Origin of the sequence: Leisingera aquimarina DSM 24565, assembly GCF_000473165.1 — a bacterium.
GTDB lineage: Bacteria > Pseudomonadota > Alphaproteobacteria > Rhodobacterales > Rhodobacteraceae > Leisingera > Leisingera aquimarina.
Genome location: NZ_KI421504.1, coordinates 2,145,877 through 2,168,763 on the forward strand (window position 1 = coordinate 2,145,877; position 22,887 = coordinate 2,168,763).

Sequence of the window (22,887 nt, forward strand, 5' to 3'; positions counted from 1 at the left end):
CTGCGAGCGCGTGAACTTTTTACGAAACACGACCGCCCCGTCAGCCACAGCCCCGTGCAACTGAAACACGTTTTTTCCGAGATCTATGCCCATTATAGAAACGTTTTCCATGGATGCCTTCTCCTCTCTTGCCTTTGGCTAACAACACCACAAGCTTGGCATATCGCGGTGCCGCCGGGGGAGAGCGGCATCCACCCCATCTTCTCAGCAGAAAGAAAAAGCGCCCGCCGAAGGCGGGCGCGGATCGCCTGCGTCAGCAGGCGAAATACCTCTTGGGTTGGGATCAGATTGTCTGGTCGTAATCGCCGACCAGCGGCTCGGTGCGGATCACCGCGTCGATATCGGCAAAGATCGCCCGCATCTCCACTTCGCTGTCCGAACTTTCGCAGACCACAACCAAGTTCGGGGTGTTCGAAGACGCGCGCACCAGCCCCCAGGAGCCATTGTCCAGGATCACCCGGGCACCGTTCACGGTGACAACTTCCTTGATGGCGCGGCCGGCAAGGCTGTTGCCTGCTTCATGCTTGGCCACCAGTTTCTGCACCAGCCGCTCCAAAACGCCGTATTTCTCGGTGTCGGCGCAATAGGGCGACATGGTCGGGGTTGCCCAGGTCTTGGGCAGGGCCTTGCGCAGGTCGGACATCGACTGATCCGGGTTGCGGTTCAGCATCTTGCAGACCTCGACCGCCACCCGCATACCGCAGTCGTAACCGCGGCCGATGGGTTCCGCCAGGAAGTAGTGGCCGGACTTCTCAAATCCTGCCAGCGCGCCGATTTCCTTGACCCGCCGCTTCATGTGGCTGTGGCCGGTCTTCCAGTAATCGGCAGTGACGCCGTTCTTTTGCAGTTCGGGGTCAGAGGCAAACAGGCCGGTGGATTTCACATCCGCCACAAAGGTCGCGTTCGGATAAAGTTTGGACAGATCGCGCGCCATGATCACGCCGACCTTGTCGGCAAAGATCTCCTCGCCTTCGTCATCCACCACGCCGCAGCGGTCGCCGTCGCCGTCAAACCCCAGCGCCAGATCGGCGCCCGAGGCCTTTACGCTGGCCGACATGTCATGCAGCATTTCCATCGCTTCGGGGTTGGGGTTGTAATGCGGGAAGGTATAGTCGAGCCGGTTGTGGCTTTCGACCACCTCGACGCCCATGCGGGCAAACAGCTCGGGCGCAAAGGCCGAGGCGGTGCCGTTGCCGGTAGCGCAAACCACCTTCAGCGGGCGGGACATTTTGAAATCCCCGATCAGATCGTCGAGATAGGCGTCCTTGACGCCGTCTACGAATTCATAAGAGCCGCCGGCAGCGGCCTGGCCTTCGCCGTTCAGCACGATATCTCGCAGCTCGCCCATCTCGTCCGGGCCGTGGGTCAGCGGGCGCTCAAAGCCCATTTTGACGCCGGTCCAGCCGTTCGGGTTGTGCGAGGCGGTGACCATGGCGACCGCAGGCACGTCCAGATGGAACTGGGCGAAATAGGCCATGGGTGAGACGGCGGGACCAATGTCCTTGACCTGGATCCCCGCCTGCATCAGGCCGAGGATCAGGGCGTTTTTGATCGCCAGCGAATAGTCGCGGTAATCGTTGCCGACCGCGATCACCGGTTCGATGCCGCGCTTGCGCATCTGGGTGCCCAGGCCCAGGCCCAGGGCGGTCATGCCGGGGAGGTTGATCTCCTCGGGGTATTTCCAGCGTGCGTCGTATTCGCGGAAACCCGTGGGTTTGATCATCGCGTCGCGCAGAAAGCTCCAGGTGTTCGGGGTCACCTCTGGCTGGGGTTTTGTCATCTCTGAAATCTCTTTGCTGGTTCAAATACGGATGGGATCGGCCTTGGCCAGCGCATCAAAGCGCATCAGGCTGCCGATGAGTTGCGGCATCTGATCCAGGTAGATCATGTTCGGCCCGTCGGACGGCGCGGAGTCCGGGTCCTGATGGGTTTCGATGAACACTGCCGAAATGCCGAGCGACACTGCCGCCCGCGCCATCAGCGGTGCAAATTCGCGCTGGCCGCCGGTGGAGCCGCCTTTGCCGCCGGGCTGCTGCACCGAATGGGTGGCATCCATCACTACTGGGTAGCCGCCCTGCGCCATCTGCGGCAGCGACCGCATGTCAGCCACGAGGGTGTTGTAGCCAAAGGAGGTGCCGCGCTCTGTCAGCAGAATGTTGGTGTTACCGGTGCTTTCCACCTTGTCGACCACATTGGCCATGTCCCAGGGCGCCAGGAACTGGCCCTTCTTGATGTTCACCGCCTTGCCGGTGTTGCCTGCTGCCAGCAGCATATCGGTTTGGCGGCAGAGGAAGGCAGGGATCTGCAGGATGTCCACGGCCTCAGCCGCCACCGCGCATTGCGCCTCGGTATGCACATCGGTCAGCACCGGCACGCCGAATTCGCTGCGGATCATGTCCAGGACTTTCAGCCCTTCATCCAGCCCCAGGCCGCGCTTACCGGACAGCGAGGTCCGGTTGGCCTTGTCATAGGAGGCTTTGAACACAAACTGGGCGCCGGCCTTGTCACAGGCCTCTTTCAGCTGCCCGGCAATCATCCGGGCGTGATCTGCGGTTTCCAGCTGGCAGGGGCCGGCAATGAATGTCAGCGGACAATCATTACCGATGGTGAGGCCGGCGATATCGATGTTTTTCATGAGCTTCCGATAGCTTTACGATGAGACCTGTTCTCGCAGGATCGATGCGGTGAGCGAGCACATCAAGTAAATACCGGAAAAGATCAGGAAAGCCAAAATGGTATTCTCGAACTTGCGCGGATAAGACGGTTCCTGGCTGGGAACAGGCTCCACCGCGGTGGTCAGATAGCGGACCTGGCGGTTGGCCTCCAGACGGGTGGTTTCCACTTGCTGCAAGGCCGATTGCAGCATCAGGTCGCGGGTCGCGAGATCGGCCTGAGCCATCTGAATCTGGATCCGCAGATTGGCCAGCGAATTTTCGCCGGCTGAGGCGTCGATCATCCGGTTGTTGAGGCTGGCGATCACTGCTTTCAGCCGCCGGATGTCCGCCTCGGCGCCGGACACTTTTGCCCGGTTGGGCCGTGCATTGTCCTGCAGGGCGGCCAGTTCCAGCCGCTTTTCTTCCAGTTGGATTTCAAAGGTGCTGATTTGCTGGCGCAGAGAGGCCACCACCCCTTCGGGGTCCAGAACCGAACCTTTTTGCTGCAGCAGCACAAGCTGCTCCTGGGCGGCCCGGCGCTGCCCCTCGGCGTCAGACAGGGCGGATGCGGCTTCCGACATCTGGTCGGCGCGCTTTTGCTGCGAGAGGTTGTTCACTTTCTCCTGCGCGTAGGAAATCAGCTTGCGCGAAAATTCCGCCGCGGCTTCGGGATCGGCAGCAGAGACTTCCATCCGCACCACGCCCTCGGTCGGGTCATAGCCGATCTTCACGTTCCGGCTGTAGGTGGCATAGGCCTCCTCGTTTGTCGGGCCGCTCTCCAGCCGCTGGATCGGGTCCAGCCAGTCCTGGGTAAAATGCGCTTTGAATCCGGCCTCACGGTCCAGCCGCAGCATTGCTTCCTTGGACATCAGGTAGCTTTGCACCGCAATTGAATCCTGACTGGTGGCGAACTGAGTGCCGGACAGCAAGCCGCCAACACCGCCGCCCGCGCTGTCGGCCTTAAGCACCAGGAACTCGGATTTGGAGGAATACATCGGCGTGGCCACCGAGTAGAAGTAAAACCCCGCGGCCAGCGTCGGCAGCAGTACGAAAAAGGCCAGCCGGGCGGCCAGCAAGGTCAGTTTGCGGCGGCGGCGGCGGGCGATATCGCGCTGAATTTCCTGGATTTCACGGGTGCGCCGCTCTGCCGGGCTCAGCTCGGTTGAGGGCAGGGTGGTCTTTCCCGCGGGCACTGTCTGCGGCAGCTGGACCGATCCGGGCGCAGGCGGGGTGCCTGCGGGCTGCGCCTTGTTCTGCGGCACCACCAGTTCCAGCATATTGACGCGCTTGAACGGGTCGATGCCGCGCTCGCGCAGCATCCGCACGGCTTCAAAATCCGAGGTGGCGGCAAGGTTGTGTTTCTGCGCCATCCGGCGGGCCAGGCGCAATTGGCGGCCGGTCAGGCCTTCGTGACGGATCGCATCGATATCGGTTTCCTGCCGGGTCTCACGGGCCGAGCTGACCATGCCGGACAGCGCCGCGCCGCCAGGTTGCGCTTCAGCCGGATGGGCTGCGCCGGGATTTGCCGAGGCTGCCTGAGCTGCCGATGCTTCTGCAGGCGCCGCGGGCCGGGCGGCAGCAGCCGCTGTCCGGGCCTGGGGCTGTCGGGCCGGGCTTGCAGCCGCGCCTGACGTCTGAGGCTGATCCCCGGCGCCGCTGGCTCCGGCTGCTGCAGGGCTGCGGCGGATGCGGAACTTTTTAGCTCTCGGTTTCGTAGTCATAGAGCTGTTTCGCTTCTTCCAAAGTGTCAAAAATGTGCAACTGGCCCTGCAGCAGGACCGCAGCTGAACGGGCAAATTTCTCCAGCGTCTTGGCTTGGTGGGAGACGATGATGATAGTGGTTGTCGCCAGCCGCTCCTGCAGGATCTCGCCGGCCTTGCGGTTGAACTCCACATCCGTGGTGCTGGGCATGCCTTCATCGATCAAGTAGATGTCGAAGTCCAGCGCCAGCATCAGCGAGAAGCTGAACCGTGCCCGCATCCCCGAAGAATAGGTGCCAAGCGGCTGATCGAAATACTCCCCCAGGCCGCAAAGCCAGCGGCAGTAGGCCTCCACATAGTCGGGGTCCAGCCCGTACAGCTTGGCGATATAGCGGCAGTTTTCCATTGCGGACAGGCGGCTGATCACCCCGCCCATGAACCCCAGCGGAAAGGAAATCTTGCAATTGCGCCGGATCTCGCCCTCATCCGGTTTTTCCAGGCCGGCCATCATGTTGATCAGCGTGGTCTTGCCAGTGCCGTTCGGAGCCAGCACACCCAGCGATTTGCCCGGCTCGACGCGGAACGACACACGGTCAAGGATTACCTTGCGCTGGGTCCCTGTCCAGAAGGACTTGCTGACGTTTTCAAACTCAAGCATTGCTGGTTCCGGTGCTGCTCGTGCGGCCCTCTTGCGGGCTCTGTCTGCCTCATATCCACATCGCGCTCTGACGCGCCCGTGGCTCTTTGGTATCAAAAGAGTGTTAATGGCCTACGCCGCGAATTTGGCCTTATTATGTCGAATTGTACCATAGTTGATCAATGAAGTTTTAACCAATTCGTCCCCGACCCGGGGTGAGGGGCGGGTTTTCTGCCGGCAAGATGGAAAGGCTGGGTAAGCGATGACTGTTTCCAAGCGCGGGACAATGAGGGCGGGGCAGCAATTGAAGGCAGAGATTCGGGGCTGCCGGATCTGTGTCGGCCGCTTTGCCGCCACCGCCACAGCGCATGAGCCGCGCCCTGTGGTGTGGTTCCGCCCTTCAGCCCGGATCCTTATTGCCGGTCAGGCCCCCGGCGCACGGGTGCATGAAAGCGGCCGACCCTTTACTGACCCGTCCGGTGACCGGCTGCGCGTCTGGCTGGGCCTCACTGAGGCGGAATTCTATGACAAGGACCGGGTGGCCGTGGTGCCGATGGGATTCTGTTTCCCTGGCTATAATGAGAAAAAGGCGGATCTGCCGCCGCCTGCCGTGTGCAGCAGGACCTGGCATCATCAAGTGATGGCGCAGCTGCCGGATGTCCGCCTCAAGGTGCTGATCGGTGCTCATGCTCAACACTATCACCTGGGGGTGAAGGGGCCGGTGACGCCGCTGGTGCAGAGCTGGCGGGATCATGCGCCGCAGGTCTTCCCCTTGCCGCACCCGTCCTGGCGTAATACCGGATGGCTGAAGAAAAACCCCTGGTTCGAAGCCGAGCTGCTGCCGGTTTTGCAGGCCCGGGTGAAGGAGCTGATGCAATGACCGAACAAACTCCGTTGGACTTGGCTCATGCCGCGATGGAGGCCGCGCTGCAGGACGATGCTGCCCGGCTGCGGTTCTACGAACGGCTGGCGGATGCTGAGCTGTTTTTGATGCTGACGGAAGAGGCCGCAGGAGAGCAGATCTCGCCTGAGCTGTTTGAGACACCTGAGGGTGCCTTTGTCCTGGTGTTCGACCGCGAGGAGCGGTTGGCGCAGTTTGCAGGCCGTGCAGTGCCATATGCGGCTTTGTCAGGCCGGGTCATCGCGCAGATGCTGGCCGGGCAGGGGATCGGGCTTGGGCTGAATCTGGAGGTGGCGCCCTCTGCCATCCTGATCCCGGCCGCGGCAATCGGCTGGCTGCATCAGACGCTTGGTCACGCGCCGCAAGAAGTGGAGGCCGGTATCACGGAGTTCACGCCGCCCTCAGGGCTGCCCGAGGCGCTGCTGAGGGCGCTGGATGCCAAGCTGGCAACCGCAGGCGGGCTGGCAGCGGCGGCCTATCTGATCGGGGTCCGCTATGAAGGCGGCGGACAGGGGCATCTTTTGGGCTTTGTTGGTGCCAAGGAGGCCGCTCAGGCGTCACTGGCTAAGGCTGCCAGCGAAGCGCTGACCTTTTCCGGGATCGAAGCGGGGGCGATGGATGTGGCTTTCTTTGAGGCGGAAGACCCGGTTGCGGCAAGCCTGGCGCGGGCTGGATTGCGTTTCGACCTGCCGCAACCGCCAGAACCGGAAGCCTATCAGCCGGAGATTCCAGGCAGCGATCCGGACAAGCCGCCGCGGCTGGTGTAGCGCTGCCGGCGCAGGGAGGGCGGGGCTCTCCCGCCTGCTCCAGCACATTTTCAAATGTGCCTCACAGTTGGGCGTGGCGCTGTGCTACGCACAGCGCGGGTCCTTGCTGAGAAGCGCTGAAGGGCAGGTTTGCCCGTCAGCGCCAGTTTGAGGTTTACCGCGTCAAGGGTAAACCGTGCGTGCCGCGCGGCTGCTAGCGCAGCCCGTGACCCGGCAAAAGCCGGGACGATGAAGGCGGACGAGAGAGCGCCGCGCGTCAGCGCGGCGCCGGGCCCAGGACCGCACAAAAGTATCCGGGCTTGCCGGAGATCTGCGGGCGCGGGAGGGTTCGGCTGGCTGCTACTCCGCTGCCGGTTCCAGCTTGTCCTGGGTGCGGGTCTCGAAATCGCCTGCGTCGTGGCGTTCATGCAGCTGCATGTGCAAATCGCCAAAAGAGCGGTTCACCATACGGCCACGCTGCACTGCCGGGCGGGCGTCGATGGCCTTGGCCCAGCGGACCACGTGTTTGTAGCTCTCGGCGTCCAGGAATTCGGCGGCATCGCCGTAGTTCCGGCCCAGAACCAGCTGGCCGTACCAGGGCCAGATGGCGATGTCGGCGATGGAGTATTCGCTGCCCGCGATGAACGCATGTTCCGCCAGTTGCCGGTCCAGCACATCCAGCTGGCGCTTGGTTTCCATCGTGAAGCGGTCGATCGGGTACTGCCATTTCTCCGGCGCATAGGCATAGAAATGCCCGAAGCCGCCGCCCAGGTAGGGCGCGCTGCCCATCTGCCAGAACAGCCAGTTCAGGGTTTCGGTGCGGGCGGCGCCTTCTTTGGGCAGGAAAGCACCGAATTTCTCGGCCAGATGCAGCAGGATCGAGCCGCTTTCGAACACCCGCACCGGCTCCGCGCCGCTGCGGTCCAGCAGTGCCGGGATCTTGGAGTTCGGATTCACCCCGACAAAGCCGGAACCGAACTGATCGCCGTCGCCGATGCTGATCAGCCAGGCATCGTACTCGGCGTCTTTGTGGCCCGCCGCCAGCAGCTCCTCGAACATCACGGTGACCTTCACCCCGTTCGGTGTCGCCAGCGAATAGAGCTGGAACGGGTGTTTGCCCGCCGGCAGGTCCTTGTCATGGGTTGCGCCGGCAATGGGGCGGTTGATCGAGGCGAACTCGCCGCCGTTGGCTTGTTCCCATTTCCATACTTTCGGCGGGGTATAGGGAGTATCGCTCATCTGTCGGACCTTGTTCTGATTGTTTCCTGTTTGCGGTCAATCGCACCTGCTGCGGCGATCGGCTCAGGCAGAGATAAGCGGATTTCTGCAAATTCCAATGACTGGAAGGTATGGGCGACGCAAATTTTTCAAAAGTTCACAGAAGCCGCGCCTGCGGACACAGAGCCGTGAGCCCCCCTTCGCATTTGCTGCAGGCCCTATAATGTCAGACCCGAAGCCGGACAGGATGCCGGTGCCCAAGTTGAAGCAATCACCGATGAAAGGGATGATTTCATGAAACGTTTTGCACTTGCTGCCGTGGCAGCGCTGTCCTTTGCCGCCCCGGGTTTTGCAGGCGAGCAATATGTCGACGGCACCGGTTATGCCGTGTCCGGCTATGACGTGGTGGCCTACCGCAGCCTCGAGATGAACGCGTTGGGCACGCCGCAGACCGCCCCGGTGCGCGGCAGCACTGCCTTCACTGCAGAATACAACGGCGCAACCTGGGCCTTCTCGAGCGCGGAAAACCGCGACAAGTTCGCGGAAAGCCCGGCCTATTACGCGCCGCAATATGACGGCCACTGCGCCTACGGCGTCTCGAAGGGCGGCAAGGTGCCGGCCAACCCGAACCTGTGGCGCATCGTCGACGACAAGCTGTACCTGAACATCACCGATGTTGTGGTCGGCTTCTGGGAAGAGGACATCCCCGGCAACATCAACCTGGCCGAAGGCAACTGGCCGGGGATCGAGCCGAACGCGGCCTCGGACAGCGTGATACCGAAATTCACCTCCGCCGGTCCGGTGGCAAACTGATTTGCCGCTGAATTCCCACCCGTCCGGCTGCAAGGCCGGGCGGGTGGTGGATATGAAAAACCCGCGCTGCAAGGCGCGGGTTTGTTTATTTCAGAGGTCTGCACACAGGCTGTCAGCGCCCGCCTGATCCTTAGCGGCGGCGGTCGCGGCGCGAGGACATCGGCTGGAAGGCCACACCCACATGCGCCTCGCAATAGGGTTTGCCTTGCTGGGAGGGCAGGCCGCAGAACCAGAAGTCCTCGGTTGCGGGGTCGCCCACGGGCCATTTGCAGGTGCGTTCGGTCAGATCCATCAGGCTCAGCTTCTTGGCCTTCTTTTCGATCTCGTTGACCTTGGCCAGGGCTTCGGGGCTGATTTCATTGGCCGAAGGCTGCGGCGGCAACGGCTGGCCGGCCGGGATGATCTGGCGGCGTGCAGGCGTCGCCGGTTTGGCTTCGGCTGAGGCCGACTGGACCGCTGCGGGGCGGGCCGGCTCGGTCTTGGGCTGCGGCTTCGGTTTCGCTGCGGCCGCAGGTTTCGGCGCCGCGGCAGCGGGGGCTGCGGCGGGCTTTTCCTTTGGCTCGGCGGCCTTGGTTGTGCCGCTGTTGCGGTTGGACAGGCCGAGGCGGTGCACCTTGCCGATCACCGCGTTGCGGGTAACGCCGCCCAGTTCCTTGGCGATCTGGCTGGCCGACTGGCCCTCGCCCCACATTTTCTTAAGCAGTTCGACGCGCTCGTCTGTCCAGGACATCTGTTGCCTTTCCAAGCTAATAGCGGCCCCAGGGATTCTGCGGCCGCCATCATATTCCGTGTGATCGCCCTATTCTAATCACTGCGGGCGGAGTTACAAGGCATCTTGCGCCGCTTGCCGCAGCCGCTATGCAGGCAAAGCAGAGAAAAACGGGGGCAGCATGGCGGATCAGGGGTATCAGGTTGAATTGGGCGCGCGCCGGTTCGGAAGGGTGAACTGGCTGGGCCTCAAGGCGCTGGCCTGGCGCGAGGTAAAGCGGTTCCTGGCGGTCTGGACCCAGACCCTGCTGGCGCCGCTGATGACCGCGGCGCTGTTTCTGATGATCTTCAACATCGCTATCGGCCCTCAGCGCGGTGATGTGATGGGGGTGCCGTTCCTGACCTTCCTGGCGCCGGGCATCATGATGATGACAGTGATCCAGAATGCTTTTGCCAATACGTCGTCCTCGATTGTGATTGCCAAGGTGCAGGGCAACATCGTCGACACGCTGATGCCGCCTCTGTCCGGGCTGGAGATCCTGCTGGGCTATCTGGCAGGCGCCATCGCCCGCGGCACGCTGGTGGCACTGGGCATCGGGCTGGGATTGATGGCGGTCTTGCAGATCGTGCCTGCGCATCCGCTGACAGCACTGGTGTTCATCGTGCTGGGCGCGGCGTTTCTGGGCGGCTTGGGCATCGTCGCCGGTGTTTTTGCTGACAAGTTCGATCAGATGGCAGCGATCACCAATTTCATCGTCACACCGCTCGCCTTTCTGTCGGGCACGTTCTATTCGGTCGAGGCTTTGCCGCCGGTGCTGAAAGTGATTTCGCATCTGAACCCGGTCTTCTACCTGATCGATGGGGTGCGATTCGGAGTGATCGGCACCTCTGACAGCCCGCCGCTGCTGGGTTTGGCGGTCTGCAGTGGCGCCACCTTTGCAGTGTGCCTGCTGGCCTGGGCCATGCTGCGTTCCGGGTACCGGCTTAAACCCTGACGCTGCTATTCTGCCGGAACCGGATCTTCGCTTGACGGAGGCACCGGTTTCCTGCGTCCAAGCCGCGGGTGCAGGTTGCTCGCCAGCAGCACCGCCCCTGCGGTGGCTGCCGCACCTGCGGCAAAGATCCCCGCAACCGGCGCCACGAGCAGAACCAGCCAGGCGACGCCAGGGGTCAGAATGCCGGAAATGTCGCGGTAGCTGGAATAGACTGCCGACATCTCGGTGCGCTCGGACGGTTTCACCGCCATCAGAAACGGCAGGCCCGCACAGATATCCAAGAGAATCAGTGCGGCCGACCCGGCCACCAGCAAGGTGATCGACACTGCAGGCCAGCCCTGGGCAAAACAGGCGGCACCAAAGCAGGCCGTCACCCCCAAAAAGCCGGTCTGCACTGCAAACCTGATCGAATGCTGCTGCACCCAGCGCTGTAGCAGCGGCGCGCTGAACAGGGCGGCATTGGTCACGGACAGCAGAAGGCCGCCCAGTTCCTCGCCCAGGCCTTTTTCGATGGCAAAGATCGGCAGGTAGACCACGTAAATCCACCACCCGGCCGAGCGGATCACCGCAAACAGCCAGCCGGCGACCAGACGCGGCTGCGCCAGAAACCGCGGCAGGTAGGTCAAGGGATTGGAGGCCGGGCCGCGGGCGCGGGCGATCTGCTTGCCGTCACCCATGCGCATCCACCAGAAGGCCGCCAGCATCACCACTGCAGCAGCGCCAGAGATCAGAAACGGGGCCGGGGGCCAGATCTCCAGCAGCAGCACGCCGGCCACCGGGCCAGCGGTCCAGCCAAGGGCCGAATAGAACATCCGCGAGGTTTCGCATTGCCCAAGTTCCATCCGGGAAATGTAATCCAGCACGTAAGCGTTGAAGCAGATGAAAGTGGTCACCGCTGCTACTGTGTTCAGTGCAAGGGCGGCAAGCACCGACACCGGGCTGCCTTCGATGGCAAAGCTGGCAGAGGCGATGAACATCAGCCCTCCCAGCGAATAGGCCCAGCGGCGCGGCACCAGCCGGATCAGCGCCGGGATCATCAGCCCAGCCAGCAGCGACAGGATGCCGACCGCAAAATATGAAGCCGAAACCATCCCCGCGTCCCCCAGGGCCCGGTACATGATCAGCGGAAAGACCGAGATCAGGATGCCGCGCACCACGGCCTCCAGCCCGGCCAGGACGCCAAAGTCCCGCACCGAAGGCACCGGCGCGTGGCGCAGCCATTCGGGAATTCGCCTCTCGTGCATCTGCGTCCTCCTGTTCTGTTAAAGGACAGCGTGGCGCGGAAGATGCAGGGAAAATGCCGTTTTTCGACGCGAGGGTCGCAGGCAGGCTTGGCGCCGGAAATAACTTCTCGTGATGCCGGGCGGCTAAGGCTTGTGTGCGGCAGCAGCCGCGCGGCCCGCCGGGGGAACGGGCCGCCCCTCCCGCCAGGCGAGGATGGCGGCGCCCGCCAGAATGATAACGGCGCCAAGGAAAGAAATGGCATCCGGCACCACGCCAAAGCCAAGGAAGTCATAAAATGCCGCAAAGACCAGCGTGGCATAGCTGAACGGCGCCACAAAGGAGGCATCGGCCCGCGCCATTCCATTGATGAAACAGGCCTGCGCACAGGCCATCAGCAGCCCCAGTCCAGCCAGCGCACCCCATTGCGCGAGGCTCGGCATTTGCCAGACCGGCAACACGGCGCAGCTTGCGATTATCATGCCCAGCAGGTTGTTGAACCAAAGCACCTGCAGCGGCCCTTCGCGGCCCGCGAGCTTCTTGATGAAAATCAGCTCCAGCCCCATCACCGCCGCGGCCCCCAGCGCCAGCAAGGCTGCGGGCTGGAAGCTGGCCGGGGTAGGGCGCAAGAGGATCATCGCTCCGATCATGGCAACCAACGCCGCCCCCCAGCGCCAGGGGCCGACCCGCTCTCCCAGCAGCGGAATGGCCAGCAGCATGCCGAACACCGGGTTCAGGAAGGTGATCGCGGTAGCATCGGCCAGCGGGATGTAAGCAACAGAGGCAAACATCAGCGTCACCCCGGCCCAGCCGAAGGAGGTGCGCCCGATGTGATAGCCCCAGTGCGGCCGGATGAACCTGGGCCGCAGGATCAGCACCGCAGTTGAAATGCCCATGAAGGCAAACAGGAACCGCCCATGGCTGATTTGCAGCGGATGCAGCGGTGCGCCCAGGCTTTCGGTCCCCAGCGCCTTGGCCAGCAGCGTGGTGCCGGCAATGAAGGTTGTCGCTGCCAGGATCAGGGCGGCGGCTAGGGCTGGGTTCTGCGGAGTGGCGATGCTCATGGAGAAAGCGGTGCGGCAAGCCGCCGCGGGATGCAAGGGGAAAGGCTTCGCCCGCCGTCGCATTCCTGAGCGCGGGCAGGGGTGCTGCACCACAGGTTTGAAGAAGGAGGGGCGCTGCCCCTCTTGGCCTGACGGCCGATTCACCCCGGAGTATTTCGGCAAAGGTGAAGGAGCGGGCGGCGCGCTGCGGCAGATTGATGGGGCGGGCTGTACGAAAGGGGTTTTCTTTTACCAAAACCTCCACTATGGAACCCATCCATGATCAAACGTGCAGATATCACCGTTTTGCGACGCCGACGCCGCCTGGCGTAACCGGCCCTCTGATCATTTGTGCCTGTCTTCCGGCACGCCCCCTTCGAAATCCCTTGTTCCACCGTTGACCCAAGGCCCCGGCTGTTGCACAGCTTTGGCTTCTACCTTTGAAAAGGATGATCCTGATGATCCCGTCCGTTCTGCCGACCTACAACCGTGCACCGCTTGAGTTCGTTAAAGGCGAAGGCGCCTGGCTGACCACGGCAGACGGGCGACGCTTTCTGGATCTGGGGGCGGGCATTGCAGTGAACGCGCTGGGCCATGCCCATCCGGCGCTGGTGGAGGCGCTGACGACCCAGGCGCAGAACCTGTGGCATGTCTCCAACCTCTACCAGATCCCGCAGCAGCAGGCGCTGGCCGACAAGCTGGTGGAGCATACCTTTGCCGATACCGTGTTCTTCACCAACTCCGGCACCGAGGCCTGCGAGTTGGCGGTGAAGATGGCGCGCAAGTACTTCTACGACAAGAGCCAACCGGAGCGGGTGGAGATCATCACCTTTGACGGCTCCTTCCATGGCCGCTCCTCCGCCGGCATTGCCGCTGCCGGTTCGGAAAAGATGACCAAGGGCTTTGGGCCCATGCTGCCGGGTTTTGTGCATCTGACCTTCGGCGATCTTGATGGCGTGACCGATGCCATCTCCGACCAGACCGCTGCGATCCTGATCGAACCGGTGCAGGGCGAAGGCGGCATCCGCCCGGTGCCGGATGCAGAGCTGAAGGCGCTGCGGGCGATTTGCGACGAACATGGCCTGCTGCTGATCCTGGACGAGGTGCAATGCGGTGTCGGGCGGACCGGCAGGCTGTTTGCCCATGAGTGGGCGGGCATCAACCCGGACATCATGATGGTGGCCAAGGGCATTGGCGGCGGCTTCCCGCTGGGCGCGGTGCTGGCTTCTGAGGATGCCGCCAGCGGCATGACCGCAGGCACCCATGGTTCCACCTATGGCGGCAACCCTTTGGGCTGTGCCGTTGGCTGCGCGGTTATGGACCACGTCGCCGACGAGGCGTTCCTCGCCGAGGTGAACCGCAAGGCGGGCCTGTTGCGGCAGAAGCTGGAGGGGCTGATTGCCAACCACCCGGAGGTCTTCGAGGAGGTGCGCGGTTCCGGCCTGATGCTTGGCCTCAAGTGCAAAGCGGTCAATATCGACGTGGTCAATGCAGGCTATGACAACGCACTGATCACGGTCCCGGCAGCGGACAATGTGATCCGCCTGCTGCCGCCGCTGACGCTGACCGATGAGGACATCGCCGAGGCCGTCAGCCGTTTGGAAAAAACCGCCGTTCAGGTCGAAGCCGCCTGATCTTCACCTTTGGATAAATACTCCCGAGAGTCCGGGGGCAGGCGCCCCCGGCCTTCGCCAGCCAGAAGCGATACAGTACAGTGATGAACCATTTCCTTGACATCCACAAAACCGATCCCTCAGATCTGCGCGCAATCATCGATCAGGCAAAAACCACCAAGCAGGCGCGCCTCGGCCACCCCAAGGCAGCCCTGGATGATGAGCTGCCGCTGAAGGACCGGATGGTGGCGCTGATTTTTGAAAAGCCCTCGACCCGGACCCGGGTGTCCTTTGACGTCGGCGTGCGCCAGATGGGCGGCCAGACCATGGTGCTGTCGGGCAAGGACATGCAGCTGGGCCATGGCGAGACCATTGCCGACACGGCCCGGGTGCTCAGCCGCTATGTCGACATGATCATGATCCGTACCTTTGACGAGACCGTGCTGACCGAGATGGCGGAATACTCGGACGTGCCGGTGATCAACGGCCTCACCGACCGCACCCACCCCTGCCAGATCATGGCCGACGTGCTGACCTATGAGGAGCACCGCGGGCCGATCAAGGGCAAGAAAGTGGTCTGGGCCGGCGACGGCAACAACGTCTGCGCCTCTTTCCTGCATGCGGCCGGCCAGTTCGGCTTTGACCTCACCTTCACCGGTCCGGCGCAGCTGGATCCGGAGGAGGAGTTTATCGGCCTCGCGCGCAAGGCAGGCTCCAAGGTGACCATCGAACGCGACGCCTTCAAAGCAGTTGAAGGCGCCGATCTGATTGTGGCGGATACCTGGGTGTCGATGCATGACAGCCAGTCCTCAAAGGAGCGCCGCCACAACATGCTGCGCCCCTATCAGGTCAACGACGACCTGATGGCCGCCGCCAAGCCGGACGCGCTGTTCATGCACTGCCTGCCCGCCCACCGCGAGGAAGAGGTGACCTCCGCCGTGATGGACGGCCCGCAGTCGGTGATCTTTGACGAGGCGGAAAACCGTCTGCACGCGCAGAAGGCTGTCATGCGCTGGTGCCTGGGCGGCTGAGCATTGCTGCTTGCGGCCAGGGCGGGGCGCTCCCGCCTGCCGCGGATCATTCCATGGAATGACCCTGGCCAGTTGGGCGTGGCGCCGGTCCTTTGGCCCGGCGCAGTGCGTCTGGCGCAGCCGTTTCGGGTTTGGGCCCAGCGAAAGCGGGGATTGCACTGGCTTGAGCCAAGCAGCTCTGCCAGTCTTGGCCTGTATTCTAGTGGGAGGAAATTTTCATGGACCATTCAACAGCCCTGTTGATCGTCGACATGCAGCAGGAGATGGCCAATGTGGCCGCCACGGGCCGCCAGCAGGCCAACCCCGAGGCAGAAGAAAGGGTTGCTGAGCTCGCCGCAGCCTGCCGCATGGCGGGGTTGCCGGTGGTTCATGTGATGCACGATGACCCGCGCGCTGAGAGTAAGTTCCGCCGCGATCTGCCCAGCGGCCAGCCCTTGCCCTGTGCTGTGCCGCAGGAAGGGGAGGCGGTATTCTGGAAGACCACTTCCTCCGGGTTCTGCGGCACCGGGCTGGAACAGCATCTGCGGGGCGCGGGCATCACCCGTCTGGTGATCGCTGGCGGGGTGGCGGCGTTCTGCGTCAACTCCACCGCCCGTTCCGCCGCAGGCCTGGGATTTGAAGTCAAGGTGGTGGAGGATGCGCTGATCGCCTTCGACATGCCCGCGCGCAAGGGAGGCATGCTGGATGCGCAAACCGTTCTGGAGGTCACGCTGTCGGCCCTTCACGCAGGTTTCGGCAAAGTGGTGAGCGTGGCAGATGTGCTTGCGCAGCTGCCCGCCGGGGCTGAAGCCTGAAAGCCATCACCGGCCGAAGCCTCTGCCTGATAAACCTTGTGCAGGCTGCAGATTCCCGCCAGCATCCTCGCGCCAATCAGGGGGAGGAAGACCATGGCGGACGCATCATTCAAACCGCAGGCACTTATCGTCGGGGCAGGGACCGGCCTGTCGGCGGGTTTTGCCCGGCAGCTGGCGGGCGCTGGTTATGCGGTGCATCTGGCGGCGCGCAATGTGGCCAAGCTGGAGGCGCTGGCGGCAGAAACCGGGGGAGAGCTGCACCCGCTGGACGGCACCGATGCCGCAGGAACCGCCGCCCTCATCGATGGTCTGCCGGGCGATCTGCGGGTGGCCTGCTACAACCCCTCGGCCCGGCTGCGCGGTCCGGTTTCGGAACTGGACCCGGACGCGGTGCGCAAGGCGGTGGAGATCACGGCCTTTGGCGCCTTTGTGCTGGGCCAGGCGGCAGCCAAACGGATGCTGGCGCAGCAGCCCGAAAATGGGCGGCTCGGCACCATTCTGTTCACCGGGGCTTCGGCTGGTGTCAAAGGATTCTCCCAGTCCGCACCTTTTGCCATGGGCAAGTTCGCGCAGCGCGGCCTGGCGCAGTCGATGGCGCGGGAGCTGCATCCCAAGGGCATTCATGTTGCCTGGGTCAACATCGACGGCGGCATCCGCAATGCATCGCGTCCGGAGCGGACCGAGGCCACAGGCAGCCCGGACAGCATGCTGAATCCGGACGCCATCGCCGCGGAATACATGCATTTGATCAATCAGGACCGGTCAGCCTGGAGCGACGAGCTGGTGCTGCGCCCTTGGGTCGAAAAGTTCTGAGCCGGGAACGGTAAAGCCCCCGCAGCCAGATAGGCGCGGGGGCTTGCTGTTTCATCGCTGGTAGGGATCAGCCGACGATGGCGTTCAGCAGCAGGAAGATCACCGCTGACAGCAGTGCGGCAGCCGGCACGGTAATCACCCAGGCGGCCACGATGGTCATAAAGTGGCTGCGGCGCACCAGCTTGCGGCGGCGGCGTTCTTCGGGAGCAATACGCTTGGCTGCCGGGCGCCCTTCGACGGTCTTCTTCAGACGGCGCTCCATATGCCATTCGCGGAAGAAGCCGACGCCGAACACAGCCCCCACAGCAATATGGGTGGAAGACACCGGCAGGCCCAGCCAGCTGGCCACAATCACGGTGATGGCGGCAGACAGCGACACGCAAAAGGCGCGCATCGGGTTCAGCTTGGTGATCTGACTGCCGACCATGCGGATCAGCTTGGGGCCGAACAGGAACAGGCCGAACGAGATGCCGAAGGCGCCGATGACCATCACCCATGTGGGAATGGTGACTTTTGAGGCGAAATCGCCGAACTCGGTGGCGTGCACGATGGCAGCCAGCGGGCCGACTGCGTTGGCCACGTCATTGGCGCCATGGGCAAAGGACAGAAGGGCGGCGGAAATCACCAGCGGCAGGCCGAACAGCGCCTTCAGCGACTTGTTGCGGTTCTCCATGCCCTCGGACTGGCGTTTGATCAGCGGCGCAGTGATCACATAGGACAGCGCCCCGGCGCCCGCACCGATCAGCAGCGCGGTCTGCAGGTCGATCTTGACGATCCGCTTCAGCCCCTTCAGCGCTAGATAGGATGCAAAGGCACCTGCCATGATCCCCACCAGCACCGGCACCCAGCGCCGTGCGGCGGCGATCTTGTCGTCCTGATAGATGATCTTGGCTTTGATGAAGGCCAGGAACAGCGCTGCAACCACGCCGCCCAGCACCGGCGAAATCACCCAGCTGGCGGCGATCTTGCCCATAGTGGGCCAGTTCACCGCGGCGATGCCTGCAGCAGCCACACCGGCGCCCAGCACGCCGCCGACCACCGAGTGGGTGGTGGAAACAGGCGCGCCGACCCAGGTCGCCAGGTTCACCCACAGAGCAGAGGAGATCAGCGCCGCCATCATCGCCCAGATGAACACGCTGCTGCTGGAAACGGCTGCCGGATCAATGATGCCTTTGGAAATGGTCGAGACCACATCGCCGCCCGCCAGCAGCGCGCCCGCACTTTCGGCGATGGCGGCAATCACGATGGCGCCGCCCATGGTCAGCGCATTTGCGCCCACCGCCGGCCCCATGTTGTTGGCCACGTCATTGGCGCCGATATTGATCGCCATATAGGCGCCAAAGGCAGCGGCGGCGATCACCACCATGTTCATCGCCGAGCTGCCGAAGAAGACACCTGCCGCCAGACCGGCCAGCACGATGAAGGCCAGTGCAATGCCAGGCGCCACCAGCGGGCGGGAGACATAGCTTGTGGCCAGTTCGAGCTGGGAGATCCGGTTCAGATCCTTGTCCAGCGTGTTCCATTGCGTGCGCTGCTCTGCATCGCTCATCGTCGCATTCCTGATTCCGAGGTCTGCGCACGCGCCTAACGCTGCTCCGGTCACGGATCAAGCGTTTGACATAAAAATGTCACATAACTTTTACAATTGACGCAAAAGGTCCTGCAACTGCGGCTCCTGCACCAGGGTTGCGGCCTGTTCCGGGCGCATCCATTGGCGGTTGCGTTCGGCGGATTCCGGGTAGTCGTCGGTCAGTTGCTCCACCTCGGCGGAGAAGATCAGAGTCGTCACCGGTTCCTCGGTGCCATTGTCGTGGTATTTAGTATAGTTGTACTCGCCGATCGGCTTTTGCGAGATGCGGGCCTCGCGCACACCGGCTTCTTCCCAGGCTTCCTGCAGCGCGGAATCCGGCCCGTCCTTGCCCTCGATTGGCCAGCCCTTAGGCAGGATCCAGCGGCCGGTGCCGCGGCTGGTGATCATCAGCACTTCTTTGCCGTCCGCGCCGGCGCGGTAGCACAGCGCGGCGACTTGCAGGCGGTTTGGTCGTTTCAGCATGGGCTTGAGAATTTCTTCCCAGGCGCGGATCAGAGTGCTTGTCATGTCTGCTCAGCCTTTATTGTTGGGTTGGCCCCGTGTTTTGTGTGGAATTGTGGAAAAGTAAGCTTGAAAATGCCGAGTTTCAAGGCCGGGTCTGCAGTATATGCCGACCTGGCGGGAGGCGGATTGCGCCTGTTCGTGCTCTGCCTGCACCTGCTGCACCGCGAACATTGCTGGCGGCGCGCGGTGATTGCGGGTGCTCCCGCCCGCTGGCCTGCGCATTAAAGATGCGTTGCCAGCCGTTGGGCCGGGCAGCGCGCCTGGCGCTTATTTACGGCGTTTAGCGCGCAATGTCGGATCTTCCCGGGTGGGGTCCTCAGGCCAGGGGTGCCTGGGATACTGCGCGCGCATATCCTTACGCACGTCCGCATAGGAGCCTGCCCAGAAGCCGGGCAGGTCGCGGGTGATCTGGATCGGGCGCTGGGCCGGCGACAGAAGAGACACTTTCAGCGGCACGCCCCCGACGGACGGGTGGCGGGTGACCCCGAACATTTCCTGCAGGCGGACCGAGATTTCCGGCACCTCACCGTCATAGCTGATCGGGATCTTGCGGCCCAGCGGGGTGATGAAACTGCCTGGCGCCTCGTGGTCCAGGATCTGCGTCTGCTCCCAGTTGAGGGCAGCGCGCAGCGCAGGCAGCAGGTCGAAGCGTTTCCAGTCGTCTGCCGATTTCACCCCCTCCAGCATCGGCAGCAGCCAGTCCTCCAGCGTCTCGGTCAGGCCGGAGAGGGTGAAATCCGGCAGCGCATGGCCTTCGGCCCGCACCAGCTCCACCCGCGCTGCCAGCCGTGCCGCAGCGCCGGTGAGGCGCAGGCCCAGATCGCGCACCCCGTCCAGCATCGCCTGCGCCACCGCGTCCGGCGGCACATCCTTCCAGATCCGGTCGTCCAGCACCACGGCGCCGAACCGCTCCTGCTGGCGTGCCATCACCCGCCGGTCGCGCTTGGACCAGTCGCAGACGTCAGTCCAGATGACCTGACCGGCAAACAGTTCGCGGATCTCAGTCAGCGAAATGTGCGCCGCCATCCGGATCTTTGCCTCGCGCGGGTTGCCGTCGGTATCGAGCGCCACGATGAAGGGCGCCCCCGCCAGCGTGTCGCCGCCGTCCAGAATGGCGCCCTTGCCGCCCGACAGCACAAACCGCGGCGCGTCGCCCTTGCGGCGCTGGCCCACACGGTCGGGATAGGCGAGCGCAGCCATCATTGCGGCTGACAGGCCTGCGTCCCGGCGGCCTGCCTGTCTCTCCAGCCGCCGCGCCTCGCTCTTGATGCGCTCCACCACCGGGCGGTTCAGCTGGTACGGGTGGCTGCGCCCGAACCCTTTGGGATCCTTCAGCGCCTTCAGCCTCAGGGACAGATCAGCAGGTGCGCCGCGCAGCGGGTCGCGCTCGCCGAGCAGTGCCGCCAGCGGTGCGGCGGCAGGACCGGCGGTGAGCAGCATATGGCCAAGACGCGGATGCAACGGCAGGGATGAGAGCGCCTTGCCATGTTCGGTGATCCGGCCCTGCGCATTCAAAGCGCCCAGCATCTGCAGCAGCGCTTGCGCTTCGGCCAACGCGCCGGCTGGCGGCTGGTTCAGGAACGAGAGGTCCTCCGGCGCCGCGCCCCACAAGGCCAGCTCCAGCGCCAGATCCGTGAGGTCAGCGCTTTCAATCTCGGCCGGCGGGAACGCCATCAGTGCGCCTTCCTCGCCCTTGGTCCAGAACCGGTAGCAGATACCCGCAGCCACACGGCCCGCACGGCCCTGGCGCTGGGTGGCCTCGGCGCGGGTGACCTTTTCGGTGATCAGCCGCGACATGCCGGAGCCGGGATCGAACCGCGCGCGCCGTGCCTGGCCCATATCCACAACCACTCGGATGTCCTGAATGGTCAGCGAGGTCTCGGCGATCGAGGTCGCCAGCACTACCTTGCGCCCGGTCTGCTCGGGCTGAATGGCCGCGCGCTGTTCGGCAAAGGGCAGGGCGCCGTACAGCGGGCGGATATGGCAGTTGCCCGGCAGGCGTTTGGCCAAGGCACCTGCGGCGCGGCGGATTTCACCCTCCCCGGGCAGAAACACCAGAATGCCGCCGCCCTGATCCCTGTCTGTGCTGCGTGTTTCCTTTTCCGCCTGCACCACCAGATCCGTCAGCGCGTCCACGCGGCGGGCCTGGGCAGGCAGGGGGCGGTCCAGCCAGCGGGTTTCCACCGGATAGCTGCGCCCCTCTGAGGTGATCATTGGCGCGCCCAGCAGCGCCGCTACGGGGTCCGCATCCAGTGTTGCCGACATCGCGACCAGGATCAGGTCGTCGCGCAGCGCGCCGGCCACCTCCAGGCACAGGGCAAGCCCCAGATCGGCGTTCAGCGACCGTTCGTGGAATTCATCAAAGATCACCGCGCCGATGCCCGGCAGGTCCGGGTCCGACTGCAGCATCCGGGTCAGGATGCCCTCGGTCACCACTTCGATCCGTGTCGCCTTGGAAACCTTGGCATCGCCGCGCACCCTATAGCCGACGGTCTGGCCGGCCGTCTCCCCCAGCGTCTCCGCCATCCGCTCGGCGGCGGCGCGGGCGGCCAGGCGGCGGGGTTCCAGCATCACAATGCGGCCCTGGGTCAGGCCCGCCTCCAGCATCGCCAGCGGCACCCGTGTGGTTTTGCCCGCACCGGGCGGCGCCTGCAGCACGGCACGGCCGCGGGCGCGCAGGGCGTCCAGCAGTTCGGGGAGGGCGTCTTCGATCGGCAATCTGGTCATGTCGCCTTATCGCCAAAGGCAGCGGTCAGGTCCAGCGGCCAGTCCGCACGAAGAGAACTTGCGCAAACCGGGGCAAGCGCGGCGGATTTGCCGCCTTTCCTGCCGCGTCTGCTGATGTAGGTTGCGCGGCAAACAGCAGGGACTGGACTTTGCGGGCGGCCTTGCGCCATGGTCCGCCCATCACGACAGGAAGACACGCATGGATACCGAACAGCTGACGCAAAAGATCCTCGATGGCGACCGGCGGGCGCTGGCCCGCGCCATAACCCTGGTGGAAAGCGGCCGTGAGGATCACCGCGCCAAGGCGCAGGAACTGCTGTCGGAACTGGCCAAACACAAGCGTCAGTCGCTGCGCATCGGCTTGTCGGGCACGCCGGGGGTGGGTAAATCCACCTTCATCGAAAGCTTCGGCATGATGCTGACCGGGCTGGGCCTGCGGGTTGCGGTGCTGGCGGTTGATCCCAGCTCTGCCCGCTCCGGCGGCTCGATCCTGGGTGACAAGACCCGGATGGAGCGCCTCAGCCGCGAGCGTAACGCTTTCATCCGCCCTTCCCCAAGCCAAAGCCATCTGGGCGGTGTCGCCCGCCGCTCGCGCGAGGCGGTCGCCTTGTGCGAGGCGTCAGGGTTTGACGTTGTGCTGATCGAAACCGTCGGTGTCGGTCAGTCGGAAACCGTGGTGGCGGAGATGTCGGACCTGTTCCTGTTGCTGCTGGCACCCGCAGGCGGGGATGAGCTGCAGGGGGTGAAGCGCGGCATCATGGAAATGGCCGACCTCATTCTGGTGAACAAGGCCGACGGCCCCCTGAAACCCGTCGCGACCCGCACCTGTGCCGATTACGCCGGTGCCCTGCGCCTTTTGCGCAAGCGCCCGCAGGATCCCGAGGGCTACCCCAAGGCGCTGATGGTCTCGGCGGTAGAGCAGCACGGGCTGGAGCAGGCCTGGGAAGAAATGCAGGCGCTGACCGCCTGGCGCCGGGACAACGGCCATTGGGAACACCGCCGTGCGGACCAGTCCTGCTATTGGTTCGATCAGGAAGTGCGCCAGGCGCTGCTGGCGCGGCTGCACACCGCCAGTGCCCAATCCGCAATGGCAGAGCTGTCCGGCCAGGTGGCCAAGGGGGCGCTGACCCCGGCGGCGGCGGCACAGCAGATGCTGCAGGACCATCTGAAAGGCTGAC

20 protein-coding genes are annotated in these 22,887 nt (G+C 63.9%); 9 read left to right on the forward strand and 11 right to left on the reverse strand.

The genetic code is table 11. The features are described 5' to 3' along the window. Positions 1-283: 283 nt before the first annotated feature. From AQUI_RS0114700 to AQUI_RS0114715, 4 genes are read right to left on the reverse strand one after another with little or no spacing between them, the layout of a single operon-like run. Positions 284-1,780, reverse strand: coding sequence for a phosphomannomutase/phosphoglucomutase (locus AQUI_RS0114700; protein ID WP_027258182.1), 1,497 nt, complete (start codon positions 1,778-1,780; stop codon positions 284-286). Between the two features lie 21 nt (positions 1,781-1,801). Continuing rightward, complete coding sequence (gene kdsA, locus AQUI_RS0114705; protein WP_027258183.1) at positions 1,802-2,635, reverse strand: 3-deoxy-8-phosphooctulonate synthase; 834 nt, start codon at positions 2,633-2,635, stop codon at positions 1,802-1,804. A 15-nt stretch (positions 2,636-2,650) separates the two neighbouring features. Continuing rightward, positions 2,651-4,375 (reverse strand): KpsE/RkpR family capsule polysaccharide export protein, encoded by a 1,725-nt coding sequence (locus tag AQUI_RS0114710; protein WP_027258184.1) that lies wholly within the window; start codon positions 4,373-4,375, stop codon positions 2,651-2,653. Continuing rightward, complete coding sequence (locus tag AQUI_RS0114715) at positions 4,353-5,012, reverse strand: ABC transporter ATP-binding protein (RefSeq protein ID WP_024089333.1); 660 nt, start codon at positions 5,010-5,012, stop codon at positions 4,353-4,355. The genes AQUI_RS0114710 and AQUI_RS0114715 overlap by 23 nt, the downstream gene beginning before the upstream one ends. Positions 5,013-5,253: 241 nt before the next feature. Here AQUI_RS0114715 and AQUI_RS0114720 point away from each other — a divergent pair, with 241 nt between their 5' ends. Together AQUI_RS0114720 and AQUI_RS0114725 are read left to right on the forward strand one after the other, a co-directional pair. Continuing rightward, the gene (locus AQUI_RS0114720; protein WP_425411818.1) at positions 5,254-5,871 is read left to right on the forward strand and encodes a uracil-DNA glycosylase family protein; all 618 of its coding nucleotides are present in this window, start codon (positions 5,254-5,256) and stop codon (positions 5,869-5,871) included. Continuing rightward, on the forward strand, positions 5,868-6,659 hold the full coding sequence (locus AQUI_RS0114725; protein ID WP_027258186.1) for an SseB family protein: 792 nt from the start codon (positions 5,868-5,870) through the stop codon (positions 6,657-6,659). The genes AQUI_RS0114720 and AQUI_RS0114725 overlap by 4 nt, the downstream gene beginning before the upstream one ends. 339 nt (positions 6,660-6,998) lie before the next feature. Here the strand turns inward: AQUI_RS0114725 and yghU are convergent, their stop codons facing one another. Next, a complete protein-coding gene (gene yghU / locus AQUI_RS0114730; RefSeq protein WP_027258187.1) occupies positions 6,999-7,877 on the reverse strand; it encodes a glutathione-dependent disulfide-bond oxidoreductase in 879 nt (292 codons plus the stop codon). 273 nt (positions 7,878-8,150) lie between these two features. Here yghU and AQUI_RS0114735 point away from each other — a divergent pair, with 273 nt between their 5' ends. Further along, a complete protein-coding gene (locus tag AQUI_RS0114735; protein ID WP_027258188.1) occupies positions 8,151-8,669 on the forward strand; it encodes a YHS domain-containing (seleno)protein in 519 nt (172 codons plus the stop codon). A 130-nt stretch (positions 8,670-8,799) separates the two neighbouring features. Here the strand turns inward: AQUI_RS0114735 and AQUI_RS0114740 are convergent, their stop codons facing one another. Continuing rightward, positions 8,800-9,399, reverse strand: coding sequence for a GcrA family cell cycle regulator (locus AQUI_RS0114740; protein ID WP_027258189.1), 600 nt, complete (start codon positions 9,397-9,399; stop codon positions 8,800-8,802). Between the two features lie 160 nt (positions 9,400-9,559). On the opposite strand from AQUI_RS0114740, the gene AQUI_RS0114745 reads away from it, so the two are divergent. Continuing rightward, entirely contained in the window at positions 9,560-10,372 is an 813-nt protein-coding gene (locus AQUI_RS0114745; protein ID WP_027258190.1) for an ABC transporter permease, read from the forward strand. Between the two features lie 5 nt (positions 10,373-10,377). On the opposite strand, the gene AQUI_RS0114750 is transcribed toward AQUI_RS0114745, so the two are convergent. Continuing rightward, on the reverse strand, positions 10,378-11,616 hold the full coding sequence (locus AQUI_RS0114750) for an MFS transporter (RefSeq protein WP_027258191.1): 1,239 nt from the start codon (positions 11,614-11,616) through the stop codon (positions 10,378-10,380). Between the two features lie 123 nt (positions 11,617-11,739). Then, entirely contained in the window at positions 11,740-12,657 is a 918-nt protein-coding gene (locus tag AQUI_RS0114755; protein WP_027258192.1) for a DMT family transporter, read from the reverse strand. A gap of 437 nt (positions 12,658-13,094) precedes the next feature. On the opposite strand from AQUI_RS0114755, the gene AQUI_RS0114760 reads away from it, so the two are divergent. The 4 genes from AQUI_RS0114760 to AQUI_RS0114775 all read left to right on the forward strand — a co-directional run bounded on the left by AQUI_RS0114760 (position 13,095) and on the right by AQUI_RS0114775 (position 16,887). After that, positions 13,095-14,270 carry an aspartate aminotransferase family protein gene (locus AQUI_RS0114760; protein WP_027258193.1) on the forward strand — a complete coding sequence of 392 codons (1,176 nt, stop codon included), beginning with the start codon at positions 13,095-13,097 and terminating at the stop codon, positions 14,268-14,270. 83 nt (positions 14,271-14,353) lie between these two features. Then, the gene (gene argF / locus AQUI_RS0114765; protein WP_027258194.1) at positions 14,354-15,280 is read left to right on the forward strand and encodes an ornithine carbamoyltransferase; all 927 of its coding nucleotides are present in this window, start codon (positions 14,354-14,356) and stop codon (positions 15,278-15,280) included. Between the two features lie 218 nt (positions 15,281-15,498). Beyond that, a complete protein-coding gene (locus AQUI_RS0114770; RefSeq protein WP_027258195.1) occupies positions 15,499-16,074 on the forward strand; it encodes an isochorismatase family protein in 576 nt (191 codons plus the stop codon). Between the two features lie 93 nt (positions 16,075-16,167). Next, on the forward strand, positions 16,168-16,887 hold the full coding sequence (locus AQUI_RS0114775; RefSeq protein ID WP_027258196.1) for an SDR family NAD(P)-dependent oxidoreductase: 720 nt from the start codon (positions 16,168-16,170) through the stop codon (positions 16,885-16,887). Between the two features lie 67 nt (positions 16,888-16,954). Here the strand turns inward: AQUI_RS0114775 and AQUI_RS0114780 are convergent, their stop codons facing one another. The 3 genes from AQUI_RS0114780 to hrpB all read right to left on the reverse strand — a co-directional run bounded on the left by AQUI_RS0114780 (position 16,955) and on the right by hrpB (position 21,709). After that, the gene (locus AQUI_RS0114780; protein ID WP_027258197.1) at positions 16,955-18,436 is read right to left on the reverse strand and encodes an inorganic phosphate transporter; all 1,482 of its coding nucleotides are present in this window, start codon (positions 18,434-18,436) and stop codon (positions 16,955-16,957) included. A 90-nt stretch (positions 18,437-18,526) separates the two neighbouring features. Continuing rightward, positions 18,527-18,985 carry an NUDIX hydrolase gene (locus tag AQUI_RS0114785; RefSeq protein WP_027258198.1) on the reverse strand — a complete coding sequence of 153 codons (459 nt, stop codon included), beginning with the start codon at positions 18,983-18,985 and terminating at the stop codon, positions 18,527-18,529. Between the two features lie 264 nt (positions 18,986-19,249). Continuing rightward, the gene (gene hrpB / locus AQUI_RS0114795) at positions 19,250-21,709 is read right to left on the reverse strand and encodes an ATP-dependent helicase HrpB (RefSeq protein WP_027258199.1); all 2,460 of its coding nucleotides are present in this window, start codon (positions 21,707-21,709) and stop codon (positions 19,250-19,252) included. A 199-nt stretch (positions 21,710-21,908) separates the two neighbouring features. Here hrpB and meaB point away from each other — a divergent pair, with 199 nt between their 5' ends. Continuing rightward, positions 21,909-22,886, forward strand: coding sequence for a methylmalonyl Co-A mutase-associated GTPase MeaB (gene meaB, locus AQUI_RS0114800; protein WP_027258200.1), 978 nt, complete (start codon positions 21,909-21,911; stop codon positions 22,884-22,886). Position 22,887 lies beyond the last annotated feature (1 nt).

What these genes read in the sequence shown, in the direction of transcription:
- AQUI_RS0114725 (WP_027258186.1), top strand. Translation starts at nt 5,868, where the DNA reads ATGACCGAACAAACTCCGTTGGACTTGGCTCATGCCGCGATGGAGGCC.
- AQUI_RS0114750 (WP_027258191.1), bottom strand. Translation starts at nt 11,616, where the DNA reads ATGCACGAGAGGCGAATTCCCGAATGGCTGCGCCACGCGCCGGTGCCT.
- AQUI_RS0114755 (WP_027258192.1), bottom strand. Translation starts at nt 12,657, where the DNA reads ATGAGCATCGCCACTCCGCAGAACCCAGCCCTAGCCGCCGCCCTGATC.
- meaB (WP_027258200.1), top strand. Translation starts at nt 21,909, where the DNA reads ATGGATACCGAACAGCTGACGCAAAAGATCCTCGATGGCGACCGGCGG.
- AQUI_RS0114780 (WP_027258197.1), bottom strand. Translation starts at nt 18,436, where the DNA reads ATGAGCGATGCAGAGCAGCGCACGCAATGGAACACGCTGGACAAGGAT.
- AQUI_RS0114715 (WP_024089333.1), bottom strand. Translation starts at nt 5,012, where the DNA reads ATGCTTGAGTTTGAAAACGTCAGCAAGTCCTTCTGGACAGGGACCCAG.
- AQUI_RS0114710 (WP_027258184.1), bottom strand. Translation starts at nt 4,375, where the DNA reads ATGACTACGAAACCGAGAGCTAAAAAGTTCCGCATCCGCCGCAGCCCT.
- yghU (WP_027258187.1), bottom strand. Translation starts at nt 7,877, where the DNA reads ATGAGCGATACTCCCTATACCCCGCCGAAAGTATGGAAATGGGAACAA.
- AQUI_RS0114700 (WP_027258182.1), bottom strand. Translation starts at nt 1,780, where the DNA reads ATGACAAAACCCCAGCCAGAGGTGACCCCGAACACCTGGAGCTTTCTG.
- AQUI_RS0114745 (WP_027258190.1), top strand. Translation starts at nt 9,560, where the DNA reads ATGGCGGATCAGGGGTATCAGGTTGAATTGGGCGCGCGCCGGTTCGGA.
- AQUI_RS0114785 (WP_027258198.1), bottom strand. Translation starts at nt 18,985, where the DNA reads ATGACAAGCACTCTGATCCGCGCCTGGGAAGAAATTCTCAAGCCCATG.
- argF (WP_027258194.1), top strand. Translation starts at nt 14,354, where the DNA reads ATGAACCATTTCCTTGACATCCACAAAACCGATCCCTCAGATCTGCGC.
- AQUI_RS0114770 (WP_027258195.1), top strand. Translation starts at nt 15,499, where the DNA reads ATGGACCATTCAACAGCCCTGTTGATCGTCGACATGCAGCAGGAGATG.
- AQUI_RS0114720 (WP_425411818.1), top strand. Translation starts at nt 5,254, where the DNA reads ATGACTGTTTCCAAGCGCGGGACAATGAGGGCGGGGCAGCAATTGAAG.
- hrpB (WP_027258199.1), bottom strand. Translation starts at nt 21,709, where the DNA reads ATGACCAGATTGCCGATCGAAGACGCCCTCCCCGAACTGCTGGACGCC.
- AQUI_RS0114740 (WP_027258189.1), bottom strand. Translation starts at nt 9,399, where the DNA reads ATGTCCTGGACAGACGAGCGCGTCGAACTGCTTAAGAAAATGTGGGGC.
- AQUI_RS0114775 (WP_027258196.1), top strand. Translation starts at nt 16,168, where the DNA reads ATGGCGGACGCATCATTCAAACCGCAGGCACTTATCGTCGGGGCAGGG.
- AQUI_RS0114760 (WP_027258193.1), top strand. Translation starts at nt 13,095, where the DNA reads ATGATCCCGTCCGTTCTGCCGACCTACAACCGTGCACCGCTTGAGTTC.
- AQUI_RS0114735 (WP_027258188.1), top strand. Translation starts at nt 8,151, where the DNA reads ATGAAACGTTTTGCACTTGCTGCCGTGGCAGCGCTGTCCTTTGCCGCC.
- kdsA (WP_027258183.1), bottom strand. Translation starts at nt 2,635, where the DNA reads ATGAAAAACATCGATATCGCCGGCCTCACCATCGGTAATGATTGTCCG.